Annotated in this window: 17 protein-coding genes; 6 read left to right on the top strand and 11 right to left on the bottom strand. The window is 49.5% G+C overall.

From position 1 onward, the window contains the following. Nucleotides 1–77 precede the first annotated feature (77 nt). The 6 genes from ACO0K3_RS00140 to ACO0K3_RS00115 form a co-directional block, all read right to left on the bottom strand. Entirely contained in the window at nt 78–1421 is a 1344-nt protein-coding gene (locus tag ACO0K3_RS00140) for a TAXI family TRAP transporter solute-binding subunit (RefSeq protein WP_422980795.1), read from the bottom strand. A gap of 123 nt (nt 1422–1544) precedes the next feature. Then, on the bottom strand, nt 1545–2330 hold the full coding sequence (locus ACO0K3_RS00135) for a competence/damage-inducible protein A (protein WP_422980793.1): 786 nt from the start codon (nt 2328–2330) through the stop codon (nt 1545–1547). Between the two features lie 11 nt (nt 2331–2341). Next, complete coding sequence (locus tag ACO0K3_RS00130; protein ID WP_422980791.1) at nt 2342–3151, bottom strand: EI24 domain-containing protein; 810 nt, start codon at nt 3149–3151, stop codon at nt 2342–2344. Then, complete coding sequence (locus tag ACO0K3_RS00125) at nt 3151–4194, bottom strand: sterol desaturase family protein (RefSeq protein WP_422980789.1); 1044 nt, start codon at nt 4192–4194, stop codon at nt 3151–3153. Before ACO0K3_RS00125 ends, ACO0K3_RS00130 begins: the two co-directional genes overlap by 1 nt. Nucleotides 4195–4749: 555 nt before the next feature. Continuing rightward, nucleotides 4750–5577 (bottom strand): polysaccharide deacetylase family protein, encoded by an 828-nt coding sequence (locus ACO0K3_RS00120; RefSeq protein WP_422980787.1) that lies wholly within the window; start codon nt 5575–5577, stop codon nt 4750–4752. A gap of 13 nt (nt 5578–5590) precedes the next feature. Further along, a complete protein-coding gene (locus ACO0K3_RS00115) occupies nt 5591–6556 on the bottom strand; it encodes a cytochrome D1 domain-containing protein (RefSeq protein WP_422980785.1) in 966 nt (321 codons plus the stop codon). Nucleotides 6557–6929: 373 nt separating this feature from the next. Between ACO0K3_RS00115 and ACO0K3_RS00110 the strand changes: the two genes are divergently transcribed. Together ACO0K3_RS00110 and ACO0K3_RS00105 are read left to right on the top strand one after the other, a co-directional pair. Then, a complete protein-coding gene (locus ACO0K3_RS00110) occupies nt 6930–7286 on the top strand; it encodes an FKBP-type peptidyl-prolyl cis-trans isomerase (protein ID WP_422960631.1) in 357 nt (118 codons plus the stop codon). Between the two features lie 441 nt (nt 7287–7727). Next, nucleotides 7728–8978 (top strand): sensor histidine kinase, encoded by a 1251-nt coding sequence (locus ACO0K3_RS00105; RefSeq protein ID WP_422980783.1) that lies wholly within the window; start codon nt 7728–7730, stop codon nt 8976–8978. A 160-nt stretch (nt 8979–9138) separates the two neighbouring features. On the opposite strand, the gene ACO0K3_RS00100 is transcribed toward ACO0K3_RS00105, so the two are convergent. Both ACO0K3_RS00100 and orn read right to left on the bottom strand, forming a co-directional pair. Then, the gene (locus tag ACO0K3_RS00100) at nt 9139–9798 is read right to left on the bottom strand and encodes an Hpt domain-containing protein (RefSeq protein ID WP_422980781.1); all 660 of its coding nucleotides are present in this window, start codon (nt 9796–9798) and stop codon (nt 9139–9141) included. A 53-nt stretch (nt 9799–9851) separates the two neighbouring features. Further along, nucleotides 9852–10475, bottom strand: coding sequence for an oligoribonuclease (gene orn / locus ACO0K3_RS00095; RefSeq protein ID WP_422980779.1), 624 nt, complete (start codon nt 10473–10475; stop codon nt 9852–9854). 36 nt (nt 10476–10511) lie between these two features. Between orn and ACO0K3_RS00090 the strand changes: the two genes are divergently transcribed. From ACO0K3_RS00090 to ACO0K3_RS00075, 4 genes are all read left to right on the top strand, one after another. Beyond that, nucleotides 10512–11777 (top strand): M48 family metallopeptidase, encoded by a 1266-nt coding sequence (locus tag ACO0K3_RS00090; protein ID WP_422980777.1) that lies wholly within the window; start codon nt 10512–10514, stop codon nt 11775–11777. Beyond that, nucleotides 11771–12124, top strand: a complete 354-nt coding sequence (locus ACO0K3_RS00085; protein ID WP_422982081.1) for a 4a-hydroxytetrahydrobiopterin dehydratase — start codon at nt 11771–11773, stop codon at nt 12122–12124. The genes ACO0K3_RS00090 and ACO0K3_RS00085 overlap by 7 nt, the downstream gene beginning before the upstream one ends. Then, the gene (gene rsgA, locus ACO0K3_RS00080) at nt 12124–13032 is read left to right on the top strand and encodes a ribosome small subunit-dependent GTPase A (protein WP_422980775.1); all 909 of its coding nucleotides are present in this window, start codon (nt 12124–12126) and stop codon (nt 13030–13032) included. Before ACO0K3_RS00085 ends, rsgA begins: the two co-directional genes overlap by 1 nt. Before the next feature lie 452 nt (nt 13033–13484). After that, the gene (locus tag ACO0K3_RS00075) at nt 13485–16847 is read left to right on the top strand and encodes a S41 family peptidase (RefSeq protein WP_422980773.1); all 3363 of its coding nucleotides are present in this window, start codon (nt 13485–13487) and stop codon (nt 16845–16847) included. Nucleotides 16848–16965: 118 nt separating this feature from the next. On the opposite strand, the gene gcvP is transcribed toward ACO0K3_RS00075, so the two are convergent. The 3 genes from gcvP to gcvT all read right to left on the bottom strand — a co-directional run bounded on the left by gcvP (nt 16966) and on the right by gcvT (nt 21685). Beyond that, complete coding sequence (gene gcvP, locus ACO0K3_RS00070) at nt 16966–19845, bottom strand: aminomethyl-transferring glycine dehydrogenase (protein WP_422980771.1); 2880 nt, start codon at nt 19843–19845, stop codon at nt 16966–16968. A gap of 203 nt (nt 19846–20048) precedes the next feature. Further along, nucleotides 20049–20426: a glycine cleavage system protein GcvH gene (gene gcvH, locus ACO0K3_RS00065; protein ID WP_422960616.1), complete on the bottom strand. Its 378-nt coding sequence runs from the start codon at nt 20424–20426 to the stop codon at nt 20049–20051. A gap of 128 nt (nt 20427–20554) precedes the next feature. Next, a complete protein-coding gene (gcvT, locus tag ACO0K3_RS00060; RefSeq protein WP_422980769.1) occupies nt 20555–21685 on the bottom strand; it encodes a glycine cleavage system aminomethyltransferase GcvT in 1131 nt (376 codons plus the stop codon). Between the last annotated feature and the right edge of the window lie 46 nt (nt 21686–21731).

Here is a 21731-nt window from a genome sequence, read left to right as displayed (position 1 = left end):
AAGTGATGAATCAGCACTAAATAAGTAAAAAATAAGTACAAAATAAGAACAGAATAAGCAGCGGGCAGTGATTACCCTCAAGCCGGAACAGGCTTATCCATCTGACGCAAATTTTCTACACGCTTGCGCACAAAATTAATATGGCTGCGCAAGCCGTATAATTCCTCCGCATAAGACAAGGGGATGGATATGCGATTCACCTTTTCTTCGATCTCATCCAGTCTTTTCAACTGCACCGCACAGACTTCCTGACGCTGCGCCGGATTCAACTCCTCAATCGCCTGCTCGACCAGACGTAACTGGCCATACCAGCGATATACACGCGAGCGTATGCGCCAGACATACAACGGAGGAATAATCTTTGACAAGGGCAGTATCAATGCGCCCAAGGCAACCAGTACGACCCACATGCGTTCAATAAAATTGGCCAGCCAAAAACTCAGGTAACGCTGCAATAATGGCGGGCCGTTTTTATAAAATTTTTCTGCCTGGGCAGCGACGGGAATTTCGGTATATTTATCCGAAGGAAATTCACCTTGCTTACGAAACCATCCGGTTCCACCGTGGATTTTTTGTGCGGCTTGTAGCAACAGACTGATCAACGCTGGATGCAGACTCTCATGAGCCACCATCGTCGCCGTCGGAGAAATCAAATGATAATCACGAGAGGGAATATCTTTCCCTAAATCGACAATACCGCGCGGCAGAACGACGTGTGAAAGGAAGGGAAAGCGGCGTGTATAAGCTTCTGCCTGGACAAAATCAAACAGCCTGATTCCCGGTGTTTGCAACAACATTTGCAGCAATGGCGAATCGGATGCAGAACTGAATACCAGCACATCAACCTTACCATCCAGTAGCGCGACGGTTGCAGGTGTATTCTCAAGACTGCTCAGGTGAACATCCGACTCTTCCATGCCATTAACAGACAAAATCTGTTTGAATAATCGTGCAACACCCATGCCATCGGGTCCAACATTCACCGTCTTAGCTTTGAATTGCGCCAGACTGGTAATCTCTTTATTACCGCGATAAAAAATCCAGATCGGCTCATAAAATAAGCTTCCCAGAGAGATCAGGCCTTTCTCTTCTGCCTCTGCCTCGTTGGTAGAACCGCTTTGTACAAAACCTAATTCAATCTCTGAATCAGGATCACTGATTTTTTGCAAATTCTCTTGCGAGCCCTGAGTTTCCTGAAAGTGAATCGTAATATCGTTCTTCGCTAGCTCATCGGCATATTGCCTTGCAAACCGCTGGTAAGCGCTATTTTCCTGCCCCGTCGCAAAATCAATCGTGCGTGGCGGCGCCGGATCGACCAGCCAATAGCCGAGTCCGCAGACCAGCAATACCATCAGCGTTATCGGTCCAAAAGCGATCAATAAATCTCGGATCGAAAATAAAGTAAATTTTATTTTTGGCATGGTCTTAATTTGCACGCTTAATTCGTAAGTATTTATTTCATGGACTTACTTGATTGGCTTACTTATTATTGAATCGGTTGTAGTTTGTTGTCTGTAACCTGATCACTACGTTAAGTAGGTACATTAAGCAGGCACATACTCAGCATTGAAACCATCCAGACCGCGTAACATCTGCTCAAACGCGGCATCCACCTGTTTAGGATCACCTTTGACGCCCAGCTCAATATGCTTGCGGATCTGATGATTGCCCACGCTCGGCAGGCTGAACACTTTGATCAATGGGTACTCTGCCTCTAAAGCCTCCATCATCGGCGTCAGTGTTGACTCCATCGCCTCGAATACCAGAACAGATTTTTCCTCACGGGCATGCTGGTGAAACAGATGCGAATAATGGGTATCCAGCACCCAGGCAATCATAGGCCAGGCCATCACAGGAAAACCGGGGACAAAATAATGATTCTGAATCGCAAAACCAGGAATTTTGTTATAAGGATTAGGAATGATCTGAGCACCTTGCGGAAACTCACCCATTTTTAGGCGATGCAGGTTTTCTGGCGTATCGAGTTCCACTGGCTTGCCAGCCTCAATCAGCATGTCAGTGATACGTTGCTGTATCAGCAGCTTCGCTTCGGGATGCAATTCCAGGGGCACGTCCAAAGCAGCGGCGGCACATTGACGCGTATGATCATCGGGCGTAGCACCAATCCCACCGGTACTGAATACGATATCGTTATTCGCAAATGAACGTGCCAACGTCGCCGTGATTCTGGCTCGGTCGTCACCGATATACTCAGCCCAGTCTAATTGCAAACCACGCTCCGCCAGCAACTCAATCACTTTGGAAAGATGCTTGTCAGCGCGTTTGCCTGACAAAATCTCATCGCCGATAATGATGACACCAATAGCCATAAGAGTCTCCTTCAGAGGGGTTTTGCACGTAATTGTGTCAGGGCATCCAGGCAATAATACTGAAACCACAATCCGCTAAATACAAAAATTAAAATATACAAACATACGGCTACCGCCGCCATCACAGGAAGAAAGACGACGGCCAGTACGCCACCGAGCCACATCATACTAGGCGCTGCACCGAGTGCTCCCGTAATCGTACCAATCAGCAGCAGAGACCAGCGATGCGTGCGCAGGAGAGCAATCCGCTCGTCCGCATCCGCATGTTCAGCCAAAGCGTCATAGGCCATGACCCGGTAAGTCAACCAACCCCACAATACGGCATGCACGGCCACATTCACGACGGGAACAAATAACAGGGGCAAGGCAAGCACCCACAACACGATAAAAATCAAAAAAGAGGAAACCGCATGCCAGAGGCTGCCGAGCAAAGAACCGCCATGACGCGCCTCCATAGCCGGATACTGGCGTCGCTGCACATGACGGGAAATCATCGGCATCGCAAATACACCGATACACATCAAGGTCGTCACGATCATCAGCGGTAACAGCAACCACATCGCCAGCAACGGCGCCAGCACTGCTTTCAGCGCTAATGCGCCTAACAGAGCAAGAAAATCTCCGGCAATACGAAAGCCGTCATGTTCCATCAAAGCTGCTTGAATATAATCGATCATTGATTGCAGTCCCCACCACATCAGCCCGCCCCATAACAAGATGGAGATAATCAAAGGCAGGATAGTAAGCATCAGCATACGCGGATGAAACTGACCGACAAACGCACGCCCCAGGGCGCTACCTACACTCAACAGACGACGCATCAAGAATGCTCCTGACTAATATGCTTGTGGACTTGCTGAGCTTGCTGAACTTGCGTATGGACTTGTTTGCTCAGATGTCCATCCAAGCCCAGCATCCGTTTACATCCCAATATCTGCTGCGACCAGAAGCCGCGACCATATTCGCGCGCACTGCCTTCCGGCGGTGGCAACTGATCACGGATACCGGTCATATAAAATTCTTGATTGAATAAAGCCGTGCCAAATACGATGTCCCAGACAGGGAACAGTACTGCAAAATTATGCCCGCCAAGTGTCCCCTCACCTCTCGATTCGTGACCAATACCAATCGCATGATGGGCGCGATGATAACGCGGCGAGACCAGCAAACGCTCACCTATTACGCCAAAATGCACACGGATATTGGCATGCTGCAAACTCTGTATCATGCGTGACACCACGACCAGCAAAGCATATTGGGTCGGCTGTACGCCAATCGCAATCGCGATCAGTCCCATGTAGACATCACGTAAAAAGTCGTCAAACAAGTGATTACGGTTATCGCTCCACAGATTCATATTGCGCTGACTATGATGCAGGCTATGCAGTCCCCACCACCAGTCAAACTGATGTTCAGCACGGTGATACCAATAATCAAAAAAATCCAACACCACCAGATACAGCATAAATACGAGCACCGGATGGTTATTCATATCCGGCCAGAGATTTTCCAGATTAAACGGGTTCATCCCTTCCAGCCTCAGCATGCCTGTGAATGCATCCAGAACAGGATCAAGAACAAAAAATATCAGCAGCGTAAATACGCCCAGACGATGTAAGGCGGTATAAATGAAATCATTCCAGCGCGCGTACGAATCCGTAAAACGATGCACCGGAATCCACGCCTCCAGAGGACGCAAAATCATATACAGTACGAGCAATTCACAGATACCGATCAGGAACCATTCAACACCTTCAAATGCCTGTTCTGTGAACTCGCCCAGCCCGGCATAAAAGACAAAGGGTTGAACCAGTGATTCAAAAATCCATGCCTGTAACCAGGCAAATGCGTCTGAAAAAATCATGAGGTGAAAGCTAATTAAAGAAATTCGGAAAAATTAGTAAGTTACTTTGTAACCGGTCAAAACGCCAAGGCTGGTCTGTCAATCAGCATCATGAATGAATCTTACCTGTAACCCCTGAGTCACGCTGTATTCGACAGTATTTTGTTGATTTGATTCAGTTCAGGAGCAACATAAACGGAGTCAAGGCGACTTTGTGAAGCTCTCCGGAGGGAACGCCTAAAAATCCTTACATCGATATTTCACGGAATCACTTACTCCTGCTGCTACTGCCTTTGCTCCGTGTCTCCGTGTGTATTTATCTATGCAGTGAGAGGACTTGGTTTTTGGATGTCCTATCAATGTGTTTTTTAATATGAAGATTTTTAGAAATTACCGTATTGAATCCGCAACGTACATGCGGCTTCTAGAGGCATTTCAGGCTGACAGGCGCGTCCAGCTTACGGATTCATTCTGACAACTGCGATCAACACCCGATTAAACCGCTTCCTCTAGCGACTCACCGATATGTCGTTTTTGCTATCGCCTAAAGGTTTTGTCTTTGCGTAAGAGCGACATTCAATTAGTCTGATTCGCTGACTTCAGCCGGTACAGCGGATGCTCGCGTAAGGTGGCAAAACAAAAACCCTTTTGCTCAAGGCCTGATATCAGCGGCTCCAGGTTCTCCGGCATCCATGCCTGCTTGCGCGACCAGATCCCCAGATGTGCCATAAAAATATCGCCGTCTTTCAGCTGCCCCAAAACACGCTGCAATAAAACCGGATTACTCCATTTTTCACTAGGCAATTCATCACCGGAGAATCCGGCAGGATCCCAGCCCACATGGGCATAAGCACAAGCTTGCCCCGCTTTTAGTAAGTTCGGGGTTAATTTGCCACCGGGAGCGCGCCAGAACGGATCCAGCTTACGGCCCGTGAGTTGTTCAAAGCGCTGATCTACCCGCTTCAATTCATTGCAGTATTGCTGAGCAGTCCAGACAATATGTTGTCCTGCCTGCGCGCCAAATTGCGGCTTCACAGTAATGCGGCCATCAGCAAGATCTTTCACGGCATACACATGGTCGAAGGTATGCGTACCAAACGCATGCCCGTCAGCGACGAGCTGCTTCCAATACGCGCCCCATGCCGGATCCAGTGAATAATCACCGTTCACGGTTTTTTCATTCGCCAGAAAAAAAGTTGCTTTGATCTGGTGGCGACGCAAACTCGTGGCGATTAACTCTGCCTGAGACTGGCTGCCAGTATCAAAAGTCAGATAAATCTTACCCTTGCATGCGGGTACCAGCGTGGTTGCTGAAGTTGCTGAAATTGCGTCCGCAGACAGAAGCAGCGATATGCTTGCGCCCACTGCAACAGCAAGGACAGGGAGCGCCGCAGTGATTGCCATCAAGCAACCAGATTTACATGCGGGACGCATGATTAATGAAATACACACCGTGTGGAGAACGTCCGACCGGAATCAGCTTGATGACTTTTTTCGACGGCACGTCAATGACAGCCACCTTTTTAATCCAGCGCAAAGTTACCCAGAGGGTTTTACCATCATCGCTGAGCTCCATGCAGTCAGGTCCACCAGGGACAGCAATCGTACCAACATTCTCTAAAGTGACCTGATCAATGATATTGATCGTGTTTGAAACCCGGTTTGAAACGAACACATGACGCTTATCACCCAATGCGCGGAAATTATGCGTACCCGCACCGGCCTTGATACGCTTCACGGTTTTTTGAGTATGCCAGTCAATGACTTCGACGTAATCGCTACCCATAATGCCGACTAACAAATATTTATCATCAGGTGTCATCGCAATACCGGCAGGCAGCTTGCCAACCGGGATCGTCCACTTCACTTTTTGCGTTGCCAGATCAATTGCAGAAACCTGGTCACTCCCCTGATGCGTAATAAACACCGTCGTGCTGGCAGCGTCGAATGCCATGTGGCTCGGCAATTTTGCCAGGGGGACCCGGCTAACCAGGGTCAGATCCTTGCCGTCGTATTTATAAAAATCGACGCGATCCAGGCGCAGTGAATTGGAGACAAACCATTTTTGATCGGGAGAAAAACCGATTTGATAAGGATCGGCGATATCCTTGATACGGCGCTGGATTTGCCCCGTTTTAGGATCGAGAAATACCAGCTCATCGCCCACCGCATTTGCGACGATTAATGACTTGTTGTCGGGTGTCGCCATCAGATGATGCGGCTCTTTACCGATAGGAAAAGTGCTGATTTCTTTTTGCGTATCCTGATCCAGCAAACTCACGGTTGCATCACGCGAATTCAGAATCACGACCACACTGGCTTCTGCTTGTGAAATGAGGACGGAGGATAAGGACAACAGCACACACAAAAAACGACTACGCATGAATTTCTACCGCTTTGCAATGAGGGAAAAGATAAATAGAACTTACGCAAAACTGTTGCCGCAATAAGTAATCACCAAGGCAATTGGCTATACGGGATTACGCTGCGGTAAGGCGCTGTAACAGCAGTGCGGCGGTTTTGACTGAGTTCTAAAATGAGTTACCGTATTTTAACCTGCCAGACGCAGTCGCATCGTGACAAGCTGTTAATTACTACAGCTTTCTTCCCGCTTCTGACCGGCTTTTTACCTGTTTTTGATAAAAATCAACGAATATTTAACCGGCTCAGACTGGATTTATGGGTGCGTAGCGAATTCATGCGCAGAATTTGGGTACAATTGCGCCAGTTTTTTGATCAACATTGAAGGAAATCTCATGTCCACTACTACTACCGTATCCGGCTTGCAATACGAAGATAAAGTCCTTGGCGAAGGCGCAGAAGCAACTGCGGGCGACCACGTTGTTGTGCACTACACAGGCTGGTTGCAAAATCCCGATGGCAGCGCCGGTAAAAAATTCGACTCCAGCAAAGACCGTAATGACCCGTTCTCCTTCCCGTTAGGCGCAGGTCATGTCATTAAAGGCTGGGATGAAGGCGTACAAGGCATGAAAATCGGTGGCACACGTGTACTGACGATCCCGTCATCACTGGGCTACGGCCCGCGCGGCGCTGGTGGCGTGATTCCACCAAATGCCACTTTGATTTTTGAAGTTGAGTTACTGGGTGTTTAAAAAACATGCCGCATAGGGAGTATGTACTAAAACAGTGCTTGACCCGCTTAATTTGATTGCGTGTTAAAACAATACTCCTAAGCAGTATGTGAAAAAGCCTCGATCGATATCGAGGCTTTTTTATTTCAAATTTTAATTAAGCGTTTTAAAGGGACGCAACCCCGTTTCTATCCACATTTGCTAGAAATCGGCAAATGACACTCAGACCTCAAATCATCCGCTGAGCCATTTCATGACACCAGACGATTGCCATATTTTGCATCATCAAACAACATGAATAGCACCTGAAAACATAAATAAAACCAATAAATTCAATGTGTTGGCAAATAAAACAGGTTTAACAGTGTTTGACGATTTTCTTTACAGCATCAGTGTAAGCTTGCCAGACAGATACAAAATGCCCGACGGGCAACGATCTGATTGCATGACTGAGACTGAAGAATGTACCGTCTATTAAAACAACATGGCAAGCATCCTGCGAAGCGATTTCGACTACTGGTAGTTGATGATCAGCCCATGAACATTCAGGTGCTTTACCAGATATTTTCAGAAGACCATGATGTTTTCATGGCGACCAGTGGCGAGCAGGCGCTTGCCTTCTGCCAGGAAACGCATCCTGACCTGATCTTGCTTGACGTCCTGATGCCGGACCTGAGCGGAATTGAGGTCTGCAGACGCCTCAAGGCGAATCCGCTAACTGCCGACATCCCTCTGATTTTTGTTACCGGCCAAAGCAATCCCGAAGAAGAAGCGATTGGCCTGTCCGCAGGTGGCGTGGACTTTATCTCAAAACCCGTCAATGCAACGGTGGTCAGAGCCAGGGTTCAGACACATCTGATGTTAAAGTTTCAGGCGGAGCGGATTGAGGAAGCAAATCGCACATTAGAAGCCAGAGTGGCTGAACGTACGGCGGAATTGCAACAAGCCATGGATCATGTAGTGCAACAAGAAAAAATGGCCTCACTGGGCAGTCTCGTCGCCGGTATCACGCATGAGCTCCATACACCGCTTAGCAATATGCGCCTTGTTTCGGCATCCCTGCTGGATCGTGTGGAGCAACTGGCGGATGATCTGAGCGCCGGTAAAATTTCCAGGTCAACCCTAGACGGATTCATTACGTATTGCCGCGAAAGCAGCGCCTTGATCGAGCGAGCGTCAGAACGTTCGTATTCTCTAATCGAAAGCTTCAAACAGGTCTCCGTTGATCAAAGCAGTGACCGGCGTTGTGAATTCGACCTGCTGGATATTGTGTCGCATACAGTCAGCACTTTACGACCGATGCTCAAGACCACATCGCACAGTGTGGAAATTGATATTCCGGCCGGCATCATCATCGATAGTTTTCCCGGCCCGCTCGAACAAATTATCACTAACCTGATCACCAACTCCATCGCCCACGCCTTCCCTGATCGCGAAGCGGGCACCATGCGTATCTGTGCACGACATACCGACCATCATTTCACCGTGAGTTTTGAAGATAATGGCGTCGGCATCTCGGACGATATTAAGCTACGTATTTTTGATCCGTTTTTTACAACCAAAGCCGGACGAGGCGGCTCAGGTATTGGGATGTACACGGTCTACAATCTAGTGACAAGCTTATATGGCGGTACGATTGATATTGATGGCAGGCTTGGACAAGGCGCCAGAATTACTGCGAAATTCCCTATTCCAGAACGTAAATCTCAATAACGACAGAATCAATTCGATTGATGCAATTTATGCGGTCCATGCAATTTATGTGGCCTATGCGATCGATACCATCAATGTAATCTGCGCAATCAAATAACGTGATAATGTGAAGCGAGCATCTTGCTCTGATGCGAATCAACTCAACGATGAAGTTGCGATATCAGGCAAGTAAGGCGGCTACGCGGACAAAATCCAGGTTTTGCATGCCTTGGTCGGCATCGCGCATGACAGTTTCGGAGTAAGACGCCGACAACGCAGGCCGCAACTGAAGGTACACGTCACAAGCACGCATATTTTTTTGTGCGAGAAGCAGTTTCAGTTCTTGCAAATCCTGAATCCCTGACCTGTCAGGTAACTCTGTAGCAAGAGCATGCCCAAAACTTCCCTGATTGCCCACATCTACCGATAAGCGCTGCGGCCATTGCCTTGCAGCGTTAATCACAACTTGCAAACATTGTGCAGCGGTATCCAGAAGAACAGGCATTTGCTGATCCTGCCCGTCTTGGATCGCCATCTCGATTTGGTAAGCCGCGTTCTGAAAATCTGTTGCACCGAGTGTACCTAGCGTGCCGCGCAGAGTATGAAATGTCGCTTTAACATCGTCACGATACCCTGATGACCAGGCATATCGAGCCTCCTCAATCGGAGCAAGCCCCCGGTCAATCAGCCTTTGCATCATGCCATCGACCGCCGTCCGGAAGCTTTCGTGCGCAACGCACATCGCTTCCAGGCGGACGATATCAATGACCGGATCACACTGATGAGCCGCACTGGCGTACTCATCAGATGATTCACCATTTTGCTGTTTTGATCTAGGCATGGGATGGTTTGCCCCGGGTAGATGTGAGCAGCGCTTAAAAAGTGATTCTTAAACTACTCTTTGATGAAGTGCTCGCGATAGTATTTGAGCTCTTCGATCGACTCAATGATGTCGGCCATCGCCGTATGCTTCTGATGTTTCTTAAAACCGCTGGCAATGGCTGGCTTCCAGCGCTTGCAGAGTTCTTTTAATGTAGAGACGTCCAGGTTTCGGTAATGAAAAAAAGCTTCCAGCTTCGGCATACCACGTGCCATAAAACGCCGGTCCTGACAGATCGAATTGCCGCACATCGGCGATTTGCCGGCCGGGACATATTGTTTTAGAAAAGCGATTAGTTCTTTTTCTGCATCTGCCTCGGATACTGTCGAGGCTTTTACACGATCAATCAAGCCGGAGCGACCGTGCGTTCCTTTGTTCCAGGCATCCATCTTGTCCATAATCTCGTCTGGCTGATGAATCGCAAATACCGGTCCCTCAGCCAGGACATTCAGTTGCATATCAGTGACGACCACGGCGACCTCAATGATACGATCATTATCCGGGTCTAGCCCGGTCATCTCCATATCGAGCCAAATCAGATTAAACTCATTAGGCTTGGCTGGCGGCGTTGCAGGTGCTGTGGTTGTTACAGTTGCAGATGCGACTGTGTTTGCTTGAATGTCGTTAGCTTGTGACATAATTCTTCCTTCTCTTGATCAATGTGGCATTTTCCCATGATTTCTGTAGCATTTTCTGTTTTATTCGCGGCATTTTTACTGCTTACTTTGGTCTTACGTTTCTGGCTGGGTTCGCGCCATATTCGCCATATTTTGCAGCATCGCGCCGCGGTCCCTGCCGAGTTTGCAGAAAAAATTCCGCTCGCCGCACACCAGAAAGCGGCTGACTATACCATCGCCAAAACCAAGCTGGACATGGTATTGCTGGTGCTGAACACCGCTGTGCTCATTGGTTTTACCCTGCTCGGCGGCCTCCAGCTATTGTCGGTCACACTAATTAAATTCACCGGTCCCGGCATGACCTATCAACTGTGCCTGCTTGCCTCTTTTGCCCTGATCGGCAGTCTGATCGACTTGCCTTTTGATTACTATAAGCAATTTGTGCTGGAGCAAAAATTCGGTTTCAATAAAATGACGCCTGCCCTGTTTTTTGCCGACATTCTAAAAAGCAGCTTGCTCGGCGCCGCCATTGGCCTGCCACTGATCTGGGTTGTACTCAGCCTGATGGAAAAATCCGGTTCATTATGGTGGCTATATGCCTGGCTGGTGTGGAGCGGTTTTCAGTTGTTGATGATGTTGATTTATCCCAGTGTCATTGCTCCACTGTTTAATAAATTCACGCCTTTGGACGATGATAGCTTGCGTACCCGCATCGAAGGTTTAATGCAACGTGTCGGCTTTGCCTCCAGCGGCTTGTTCGTCATGGATGGCTCCAAGCGCAGCGCGCATGGTAATGCTTATTTTTCTGGCTTCGGTGCAGCAAAACGTATCGTGTTTTTTGACACCTTGCTGTCCCGCCTGTCACCGCCAGAGATCGAAGCCGTCTTAGCCCATGAACTGGGACATTTCAAACTCAAACATATCGTCAAACGAATCAGCGTCATGTTCTTTGTGTCGCTCGGCTTTCTCGCTTTGCTGGGCTATCTGAAACAGCAGCTCTGGTTTTATAACGGTCTCGGCGTTGACCCGATGCTGCTCGCCTCGAATGACGCCATGGCACTGATCCTGTTTATGCTGGCCCTGCCTGTTTTTACATTCATCTTGTCTCCGCTGACGTCGATCAGTTCACGCAAACATGAATTTGAAGCCGATGCTTTTGCAGCAAAACACACCAATGCAAACGATCTGGTTGCAGCGCTGGTAAAACTGTACGAGGACAATGCATCAACCCTGACGCCTGATCCTTTGCATTCCAAATTTTATGATTCCCATCCGCCAGCCTCTGTGCGCATACATCAACTACTTTCGGTCAATCCATCATGATTACTACCACTGCCCTGCTCGCGAAAAAATCGCTGCATACAGAAACCGCATTAGACACCGGCGTCTTGCCTGCGTATTTTGCAGCAACACCTGGCTGGACTCAGGACGGCCCGCGTATCGTCAAGACGTTCAACTTTAAAAATTACTACGAGACGCTCGCCTTCATCAATGCGATCGCCTATGTCATCCATGCAGAAGATCACCATCCTGAGCTGGTCGTCACCTACAACCGCTGTACCATTAAATTCGATACTCATACCGTCAATGACGGGAAAGGTGGTATCTCGGAAAATGACTTTATCTGTGCCGCAAAAGTCGATGCGATTTTTCAGCAAAGTTTTTCTTAATGAGTAACACCAAGACCAAGCTGTTAGCGACCGTCATCGCGGCCCATGGCAGGCACTATCTGGTACAGGCAGACGACATCAAATTGCATTGCGTCACCCGTGGCAAAAAAACAGATGTCGCCGTCGGCGATATCGTTGAATACCAGTTGACGTCAAAGAACCAGGGGGTGATTGAAGCCATCACGCCGCGCAAGACCTTGCTGTATCGCTCGGATCAATATAAGTCAAAAATGCTGGCGGCAAACCTCACGCAATTGCTGATTGTCGTCGCAACCGAACCCAGCTTTGCCGATGATCTGATTTCACGCGCCCTGGTCGCGTCTGAATCCTCTGGTATCAAAGCCACCATCGTCCTGAATAAAATCGACGTAGAAGCCAGCCTGCCAAAGGCACGCGAGCGACTTGCCTTGTATGCAGGCCTTGGCTATCCCGTGTTAGAAGTCTCAGTCACCGCAGCACCGGAGGCGACACGTGTAACCATGATGGAACTAATCGAGGGCAACAATACCATCCTGATCGGCCAGTCCGGCATGGGAAAATCCTCACTGATCAACTTATTGATCCCCGATGCTGACATCGCCACCAGAGAAATCTCTGCTGCGCTGGACACGGGCAAACACACCACGACCTTTACCCGCCTGTATCAAATGGATGCAGAAACCGCCGTCATCGACTCACCAGGCTTTCAGGAATTTGGCCTGCATCATCTGAGTGAAGGTATGCTGGAACGTGCGTTCCCAGAATTTTTACCGCATCTTGGTCAATGTAAATTCTATAATTGCCATCACCACACCGAGCCAGGCTGTGCGATTTTACATGCCGTCAAATCCGGTGAGATTGCACAAATGCGTCATGATCTGTTTGAACAGCTCGTGCATGAAGCTGCACAAACTATTGGTTATAAATAAGCAGCTGCCTGCTTATGTCCAGCACTTGCTATCCGGTCTGCTGTGTAGGACCTCTCTAGATTCGGTATCAACACACTTCCCTCAAGGCACCGGTCTGCAATCGCAGACCGGTCTCCATGTCGCTAATCACGCATCCTCAGCTGTTTGGCTACCGGTTTCATTAACCGCCTCATCTCTCTGTTCCTAACATCTGCCATGCTTATTCCGTTGGAAGCAAAGTCGGAGGTCTCGTAGAAATAACAAACTAGTAAGCTTCGTTTATTTCATATAACCTGCACAATTGCAGTAATTTCAACAATCAACAATCAACAATCACCTGAACAGGTAGCTGTTCAAGCATGTGAAAAATAATTAAAAGTCATTAAACTTAATTTAACCAAACGCGTCAAAGACAAGCTTGCTCCATTAAAAATCATATTAACGCGGCCAAAAACCGATCAAAGGAGAATCGAATGCGCAGAACAACTCCCGGCACCAAGAAGATCTTAAGCCTAGCCTTAGCCTCGTTGCTAGGCTCTTGCTTTATGACGCCATCGGCGATGGCTGACACACTATTGCTGCGCCAGCCTAGCGTCTCACGTGATCATCTTGCCTTTGTGTATGCAGGCGATATCTGGCTGACTGGTCGCGACGGACAAAATCCCGTACGACTGACGACACATCCGGCATCGGAGTTTTCTCCTAAGTTTTCTCCTGACGGTAAATGGCTTGCTTATTCCGCCAGCTACGACAACAACACGGATGTGTATGTGATCCCAGTCGAAGGTGGTCAGGCACGCCGTCTGACCTGGCATCCGGGTCAGGATGTCGTCGCTGGCTGGAGTGCTGATGGCAAGCGTATTCTGTTCGCATCGAACCGGGAAATCGGCAATAGCCGCAGTAACCAGCTCTACGAAGTACCGCTCGAAGGTGGTTATGAGAAAAAAGTCATGGAAGCCATCGCCTTTGAGGGCAACTGGTCGGGCGATGGTAAATTTCTCGCCTACCGTCCCTTCCGTCAGGCATATAGCGGCCCTAGCGGTTGGCGACTTCATCGCGGCGGCACTACGCCACCGGTCTGGATCATGGATGTCGCCAATAACAAATTAGAAAAAATACCGCATGAAAACGCAACTGACAGTAATCCTGTCTGGGTCGGTGACGAGGTATTTTTTATCTCTGACCGCGACAACAAAGTAGCGAATCTATTTGCCTATAACCGCAAAACCAAAGCTGTCCGCCAGGTCACGCAAGAGACTGTCTGGGATATCCGCAATATCAGCGCAGCGGGTAATACAGTCGTGTATGAAGTCGGTGGCGAGTTAAAAGAGCTTGACGCTGCAACAGGAAAAACGCATACCATCCACGTCAATTTGGATGCGCAAATTAGCCAGGCAATGCAAGCCCGCCCTCAATGGAAAGATGCTAGCAGTACGATCACTTCTGCCGCCTTGTCACCTACTGGCAAGCGCGTCGTGGTCAGTGCGCGTGGCGATGTATTTACCGTTCCGGTCAAAGACGGCTCGGTACGTAACCTGACCGAAAGTTCAGGCATTCGCGAAAAAGATGGTTTATGGAGCCCTGACGGCAAACAAATTGCTTACCTGTCTGATACAGGACGACAGCATCATCTGATACTGCGAGATCAGACCGGGCTCGATAAACCAAAAACATTCAGTCTCGGTCAGCCTGGTTATTACACGCTACTGGACTGGTCCCCGGATAACCAAATAATTGTGTATCAGGATAACCATCTCCAGTTGTATGCGATCCATCTCAGTAACGGCAGCATCAGTAAAATCGATACGAGCTCACGACGCTCCCGCTTCAATGTCTCGTTTTCGTCAGACAGTAAATGGCTGGCCTATACCGTTGTCGGCGCCAATCATTTTTCACAAATCAAATTGCATGATTTTACTAACGGCAAACACACCAGCCTGACGGATGGCATGAGTCATGCCGACAATCCCGTCTTTGCTGCTGCTGACTATCTGTACTTCACGGCCTCAATCAACTCAGGACCAACGCAGGTCGGCCTAGACATGTCAACACAGGAACGACCTCTGCGCAATGGCTTGTATGTCGCCGTACTCGCGGCCGACGGCAAATCACCTTTGTTACCAAAGAGTGGCGATGAGGAGGCAAAAAAGGATGAGGACAAAAAAGACGAGGCTAAAAAAGATTCTGCAAAAGACGCAAACAAAGAGACAGGCAAGGATGCCGCTAAAGATAAAGACAGCACTAAGGATACGGCAGCTAAAACGCCCAAAGCCGTACGGATTGATCTCGCAGGCATACAGCAACGCATCGTCGCCTTGCCCGTCGCAGAGCGTAACTATGACAATCTGGCAGTCGCATCCGATGGCTCGCTGTTCTATCTCGAACATCGCCAGCCAGGCGTTAGCCACGAGCCGCCTGCCACCAAAGATGATGATGATGCCGAGTTGATGCGATTTAGCTTTGAAGATAAAAAAGCAAAATCCCTGCGTCCAGGTATCGCTTCATTTAGTCTGAGTGCGGATGGCAAAAAAATTCTGATCCAATACGCGAAAAGCAAACTCGATGTCGGTGACGCCAGCGAAAAACTGGATGCAAAATCGATCGATCTGTCGCAAGTCCGCATGCAGGTCAATCCACGCGAAGAATGGGAACAAATTTTCAACGAAACCTGGTGGATGGAGAAAGAGTTTTTCTACGATGCGAATCTGCATGGCATCGACTGGGATGCGATCTACACGCGCTATCATGCCCTGCTCAAGCACGTGCAACGTCGTGAAGACTTAAATGACTTGCTGGTCGAAATGATCGGTGAGCTACAGGTCGGACACAATCGCGTCGGTGGCGGCGACATCTATCAAGAGAAATCGGTCTCAGTTGGCCTGCTCGGTGCCGACTATAGCTATGAGCAAGGCCACTATCGTATTAAAACTATCTATCGCGGCGATCGCTGGAATCCGTTTTTGGCAGCACCTTTAGCCACGCCGGGATTGGCGATCAAAGAGGGAGACTACCTGCTCGCGATCAATGGCAAAGCACTGGATAGCGGCAAAAACCTGTACTCCTTGTTGGCCAATACCGTAGGTAAACAAGTAACGCTGACCGTGGCCGGCGACCTGAGCAATCAGTCAAGCCGGCAAGTAATCGTGCAGCCCGTCGCCAATGAAGGCGCCTTGCGTCAGTGGCACTGGATAGAGAAAAATCGCGAATACGTCCAGAAAAAAACAGACGGTAAAGTCGCCTATGTGTACTTGCCCGATACTGGCTCTGATGGCTATCAGTATTTCAACCGCATGTTTTATGCGCAGGCAGATAAAGCTGCGCTGATCATTGATGAACGTCGCAACAGCGGCGGACAAGCGGCGAACTACATCACTGATATACTGAGTCGTAAATATCTGGCAAGCTGGAAAGACCGGGATGGCCTCTTGTTTGATACGCCAGGTGCAGCGATTTACGGACCTAAAGCGATGCTGATCGATCAGGACGCCGGATCGGGCGGTGATTTCCTGCCGTATTCATTTAAACGCCTGGGATTAGGCACGTTGATCGGCAAGCGTACCTGGGGTGGTCTGATCGGCATTTCGACGAACCCTGAATTGATCGACGGCGGATTTTTACTGGTGCCCTTCTTCCGTTTCTTTACTCCGGACGGTGAATGGCGTGTAGAAAATGAGGGGGTTGCGCCAGATATGGATATCGAACTCGATCCGTCCGAAGTCAATACCGGCAGAGACACGCAACTGGATGCAGCGATTCAGCATGTCATGCAAAAACTTCAGACTTACCAGGCGGTGCAACGACAGCAAGCACCTGCGATGCCGAAGTTAGGTAAATAAATTATGCCAGTAGTTTTTGGTCAGTAATTTGAGAAAGTAAAATAAAAAATAAAGCACAAAACAAAAAGCGGATATCTGATTATAGATATCCGCTTTTTTATATTACAGGCTACGAATGTTATTCATAATCACTTACAGGAACGCAAGAACAGAACAAATTGCGATCGCCATACACGTTATCTGCACGGCCTACCGGTGCCCAGTATTTTTGCTTGCGCAAAGATGGTACAGGGAAGGCAGCGACTTCACGGCCATACGCATGTGTCCATTCGTTTGCGACCAGCACTTCTGCTGTATGCGGTGCATTTTTGAGCGGATTGTCTTTCGCATCGAATTCACCGCTGGCGACTTTAGAGATTTCTTCACGTATGACAATCATCGCGTCAATGAATCGATCTAACTCAGCTTGTGATTCGCTTTCTGTTGGCTCTATCATCAAAGTACCCGGTACCGGGAAACTCATCGTAGGTGCGTGGAAACCAAAGTCGATCAGGCGTTTTGCAACATCCTCGTTGCTGATGCCAGTTGCATCGGTCAATGGACGCAGATCCAGAATACATTCATGCGCGACCAGACCATCGTGACCGGAGTACAGCACTGGATAGTGAGGTGCCAGACGTTTAGCAATATAGTTCGCCGCCAGGATCGCTGTCTCTGTCGCTGCTTTCAGACCCTCAGAACCCATCATCGCAATGTACATCCACGAGATTGGCAAAATACTGGCAGAGCCAAATGGCGCAGCGCTGACAGCCGATATGCCGTCTTCACCACGGACGTAACCCGTTGATTTTTGATTCGGCAAGAACTTTGCCAGATGCGCGCCTACGGCGACTGGACCAACGCCCGGGCCGCCGCCACCGTGAGGGATACAGAAGGTTTTATGCAAGTTCAGATGACTGACGTCACCGCCGAATTTGCCGGGGGCAGCGACGCCGACCAGCGCATTCATATTCGCGCCATCTACATAAACCTGACCGCCATGGGCGTGAACGATCTCGCACAAAGTCTGAATGCCTTCTTCAAACACACCGTGCGTGGACGGATATGTGACCATCACCGCTGCCAGATTGGCGCTGTGTTTTTCGGCTTTGGCTTTCAAGTCCACCAGATCAACGTTACCGTTGTCATCGCAGGCAACGACCACGACATCCATGCCGACCATACTGGCAGATGCCGGGTTAGTACCATGTGCCGATGAAGGGATCAGGCAGATGTTGCGATGCGCTTCGCCACGGGATGCGTGATAAGCCTGAATCACCAGCAAACCAGCATACTCACCTTGCGAACCAGCGTTAGGTTGCAGAGATACGGCATCGTAACCGGTCGCCGCGCACAACATCGCCTCTAACTGATCAATCATTTCGCGGTAACCGATGGTCTGGTCGTCCGGTGCGAAAGGATGAATATTAGAAAATTCTGGCCAGGTCACTGGGATCATCTCGGAAGTCGCATTCAACTTCATCGTGCAAGAACCGAGCGGGATCATGGTGCGATCCAGAGCCAGATCTTTATCTGCCAGGCTACGTAGATAACGCAACATGTCGTGTTCTGCGTGGTAGCGACTGAAGGTCGGATGCGTCAGATACGTCGTGGTGCGTGCCAAGGCTGCCGGGAAGGCATCTGCCACGGCCGCTTCGATGGCGGCGAAATCTGGCATTGCTTTCCCTGATCCCAAAATGCTCCACAAAGCATCGACATCCGCGCGTGTCGCTGTTTCATCCAGAGAGACGCCTACTTGTGTCGCGCTGATCTGGCGCAGGTTGTAGCCTTGCGCTTGTGCAGCTGCATGAATAGCTGCGGCATCGGCGACGTTGATCGTTAAGGTGTCAAAAAAAGTTGCGTTGGCAATTGCCACGCCCATCGTTTTTAAGCCAGCCGCCAAAGTACCGGTCAGACGGTGGGTACGTTGCGCGATTTGTTTCAAACCAGCCGGGCCGTGGTACACCGCATACATCGACGCGATCACTGCCAGCAAGACCTGTGCAGTACAGATATTCGAGGTCGCTTTTTCGCGGCGGATATGTTGCTCACGTGTTTGCAACGCCAAACGGTAAGCTTGCTTACCTTGCGCATCAACCGTCACACCGACCAAGCGACCTGGCATAGAACGTTTGAATGCATCTTTAGTACCCATATAACCAGCATGCGGACCACCGAAACCGAGCGGCACACCGAAGCGCTGGCTGTTACCGACCACCACGTCAGCACCCCAGGTACCCGGTGCCTCAATCAGCGTCAACGCCAGCAAATCAGCAGCGGCGATGACCATCGCGCCTTTCGCATGTGCAGCGGCAGCGAATTCGCGGTAATCACGGATCTCGCCATCAACGCCCGGGTATTGCAAGAGCACGCCAAAGCAATCGTTCTCCAAAGCTTCGTTTGCCGTCAAGGTACGCACTTCAATGCCCAAAGGCTTGGCACGCGTCTCGATGATTTCGCGGGTTTGTGGCAGCACATCATGCGCGACATAGAACACATTGGAATTCGATTTGCCAACGCGCTGGATCAGGGTCATCGCTTCGGCTGCGGCGGTACCTTCGTCCAGCATCGATGCGTTGGCGATGTCCATGCCTGTCATATCCATGATGACTTGCTGGAAGTTCAGAATCGCTTCCAGACGACCTTGAGAAATCTCTGGCTGGTAGGGTGTGTACGCGGTATACCAGGCTGGATTCTCAAAAATATTACGCAAAATTACGCCCGGCGTATGGGTGTTGTAGTAGCCCTGGCCGATCAGGGATTTCAGTACTTTATTCTTGCCTGCCAGCGCTTTTAATGTTGCCAGCGCTTCCGTTTCTGATTTGGCTTCGGTGAATTGCGCCAATGGCAGTACGTCATGGCGGCGGATATTGGCAGGGACAATCGCATCGATCAGGGCGGTGCGTGTCGCATAACCCAAGGTCTTGAGCATGGCGGCTTGTTCTGCCTCGGAAGGTCCGATATGTCTGGCGATGAAAGCGTCATGCGCTTCGAGTTGAGTTAGGCTAGTGCGGGTCATGGTATTTGTGGGGTAGAAACTGGTTAGAACAGAGTGTGGCGAATCACGGATAGTCGACCTGTCCGGATTAATTTGGTGCTCCGGGAAATGTCATTGTCGGAATGCAGCACAAGGCAAGGAACAAGAGGCACAGCAATATGTCGATATTGCGTGCATTAGCTACGCCGTAATGCGCCCCGACAATGACATTTATCAGGACAAAATTAGCCGATGTTTTTTTGGTAGGCGTCTGCTGACATCAAAGCATCAGCATCCGCCGCATTGGCTGGCTTCAATTTGAACAACCATGCATCAAATGCGCCTGCATTGATCGCGTCTGGCGCGTCAACTACGGCATCATTGACGGCAACAACTTCACCAGCTACGGGTGCATACACATCACCCGCTGCTTTGACAGATTCAATCACGCAGCAATCTTTACCTGCAGCCAACACCGTACCGACTTTTGGTAATTCAACAAAAACGATATCTCCCAACGCGTCTTGCGCGAAGTCGGTAATACCAACGGAGACTGTACCGTCGGCTTCAACGCGTACCCATTCATGGGACGCTGTGTATTTACGATCTGCTGGAACTGTCATGTTGCTCTCCAAAAAAATTTAAAATGATTATCTTTAAAAACTAAACACCTTTGCCGCAAAGGCACAAAGGTAGCTGAGAAATATTTCAAAAACCTCTGCGACCTCCGCGTCTCTGCGGCAAAAAAAAATTAAGCCACCAAAACTTTACCGTTACGTACAAACGGCAATTTCACTACTGTTGCTGCCAATTGTTTATCGCGGATTTGTACGTGAACTGTGTCGCCAATCGCAACACCCATAGGCAAGCGCGCCAGAGCAATTGCTTCTTGCATACTTGGGCTGAATGTACCGCTGGTGATTTCACCTTCACCTTGCGCGGTGATGACTTTTTGATGCGCGCGCAGGATGCCGCCTTTTTCACGCAAAATTAGACCCAGAAACTGTGCTGTCTGTCCCTGTTCCTGCAACGCTTTTTTACCGACAAAGTCACGCTCGGCAACCAGATCGATCGTCCATGCCAGACCGGCATTCAATGGATTCACGGTTTCATCCATGTCCTGCCCGTATAGATTCATACCAGCTTCCAGACGCAAGGTATCGCGTGCGCCAAGGCCTGCTGGTTTGACACCGGCGGCGACCAGTGCATTCCACAATTCAGTCACGCGCTCTGCGGCAACAGCGATTTCAAAACCATCTTCACCGGTGTAACCAGTGCGTGCCACCATCACTTCACCGAAAGAAGTGTCGGCAACGATCACTGCATTAAATGGTTTGATCTCAGCACTGACCGCTTTGGTTTCTGGCAAAACCTCCCATGCTTTAGCGCGGGCATTAGGCCCTTGTACGGCAACCAGAGCAAATGCATTTGCACCATCGCGGCGCTGTGTAATGGTGATGCCGGCGTTGGTAGCAGCATTGTGCGCGGTCATCCAGGCAACGTCTTTTGCGGCAGTACCTGCATTGACGACGAGGCGAAACCAGTCTTCGCTGAAGTAATAAATAATCAGATCGTCGACAACCGTACCCTCAGGTTTCAGCATGCAGGAATACAATGCTTTGCCCGGGACTTGTAATTTATCGACGTTATTGGCAACCAGGCCACGCAGGAAACTGCGGACATTCGCGCCTTTCAGATCCACTACACACATATGGGAGACGTCGAACATTCCGCAATCGGTGCGGACGGCATGATGTTCTTCGATTTGTGATCCGTAATTGACAGGCATGTCCCAGCCGCCGAAATCGACCATTTTTGCGCCAGCGGCACGGTGAGCAGAATTAAGTGGGGTTACTTGAAGAGTTGCGGCTGCTTGCGTCATGAGAACCTCATTACCAAAAATAGAAGGGACAATGCGTCACGCGGAC

Origin of the sequence: Undibacterium sp. Rencai35W (assembly GCF_049340185.1) — a bacterium.
Lineage (GTDB): Bacteria > Pseudomonadota > Gammaproteobacteria > Burkholderiales > Burkholderiaceae_D > Undibacterium.
Note: the sequence above shows the minus strand (reverse complement) of the source record. Positions and strands in the feature narration are given on the sequence as shown.

What these genes read in the sequence shown, in the direction of transcription:
- ACO0K3_RS00090 (WP_422980777.1), top strand. Translation starts at nt 10,512, where the DNA reads ATGATTTCTGTAGCATTTTCTGTTTTATTCGCGGCATTTTTACTGCTT.
- orn (WP_422980779.1), bottom strand. Translation starts at nt 10,475, where the DNA reads ATGTCACAAGCTAACGACATTCAAGCAAACACAGTCGCATCTGCAACT.
- ACO0K3_RS00110 (WP_422960631.1), top strand. Translation starts at nt 6,930, where the DNA reads ATGTCCACTACTACTACCGTATCCGGCTTGCAATACGAAGATAAAGTC.
- gcvH (WP_422960616.1), bottom strand. Translation starts at nt 20,426, where the DNA reads ATGACAGTTCCAGCAGATCGTAAATACACAGCGTCCCATGAATGGGTA.
- gcvT (WP_422980769.1), bottom strand. Translation starts at nt 21,685, where the DNA reads ATGACGCAAGCAGCCGCAACTCTTCAAGTAACCCCACTTAATTCTGCT.
- ACO0K3_RS00130 (WP_422980791.1), bottom strand. Translation starts at nt 3,151, where the DNA reads ATGCGTCGTCTGTTGAGTGTAGGTAGCGCCCTGGGGCGTGCGTTTGTC.
- ACO0K3_RS00100 (WP_422980781.1), bottom strand. Translation starts at nt 9,798, where the DNA reads ATGCCTAGATCAAAACAGCAAAATGGTGAATCATCTGATGAGTACGCC.
- gcvP (WP_422980771.1), bottom strand. Translation starts at nt 19,845, where the DNA reads ATGACCCGCACTAGCCTAACTCAACTCGAAGCGCATGACGCTTTCATC.
- ACO0K3_RS00105 (WP_422980783.1), top strand. Translation starts at nt 7,728, where the DNA reads ATGTACCGTCTATTAAAACAACATGGCAAGCATCCTGCGAAGCGATTT.
- ACO0K3_RS00140 (WP_422980795.1), bottom strand. Translation starts at nt 1,421, where the DNA reads ATGCCAAAAATAAAATTTACTTTATTTTCGATCCGAGATTTATTGATC.
- ACO0K3_RS00120 (WP_422980787.1), bottom strand. Translation starts at nt 5,577, where the DNA reads ATGGCAATCACTGCGGCGCTCCCTGTCCTTGCTGTTGCAGTGGGCGCA.
- ACO0K3_RS00075 (WP_422980773.1), top strand. Translation starts at nt 13,485, where the DNA reads ATGCGCAGAACAACTCCCGGCACCAAGAAGATCTTAAGCCTAGCCTTA.
- ACO0K3_RS00115 (WP_422980785.1), bottom strand. Translation starts at nt 6,556, where the DNA reads ATGCGTAGTCGTTTTTTGTGTGTGCTGTTGTCCTTATCCTCCGTCCTC.
- ACO0K3_RS00125 (WP_422980789.1), bottom strand. Translation starts at nt 4,194, where the DNA reads ATGATTTTTTCAGACGCATTTGCCTGGTTACAGGCATGGATTTTTGAA.
- ACO0K3_RS00135 (WP_422980793.1), bottom strand. Translation starts at nt 2,330, where the DNA reads ATGGCTATTGGTGTCATCATTATCGGCGATGAGATTTTGTCAGGCAAA.
- rsgA (WP_422980775.1), top strand. Translation starts at nt 12,124, where the DNA reads ATGAGTAACACCAAGACCAAGCTGTTAGCGACCGTCATCGCGGCCCAT.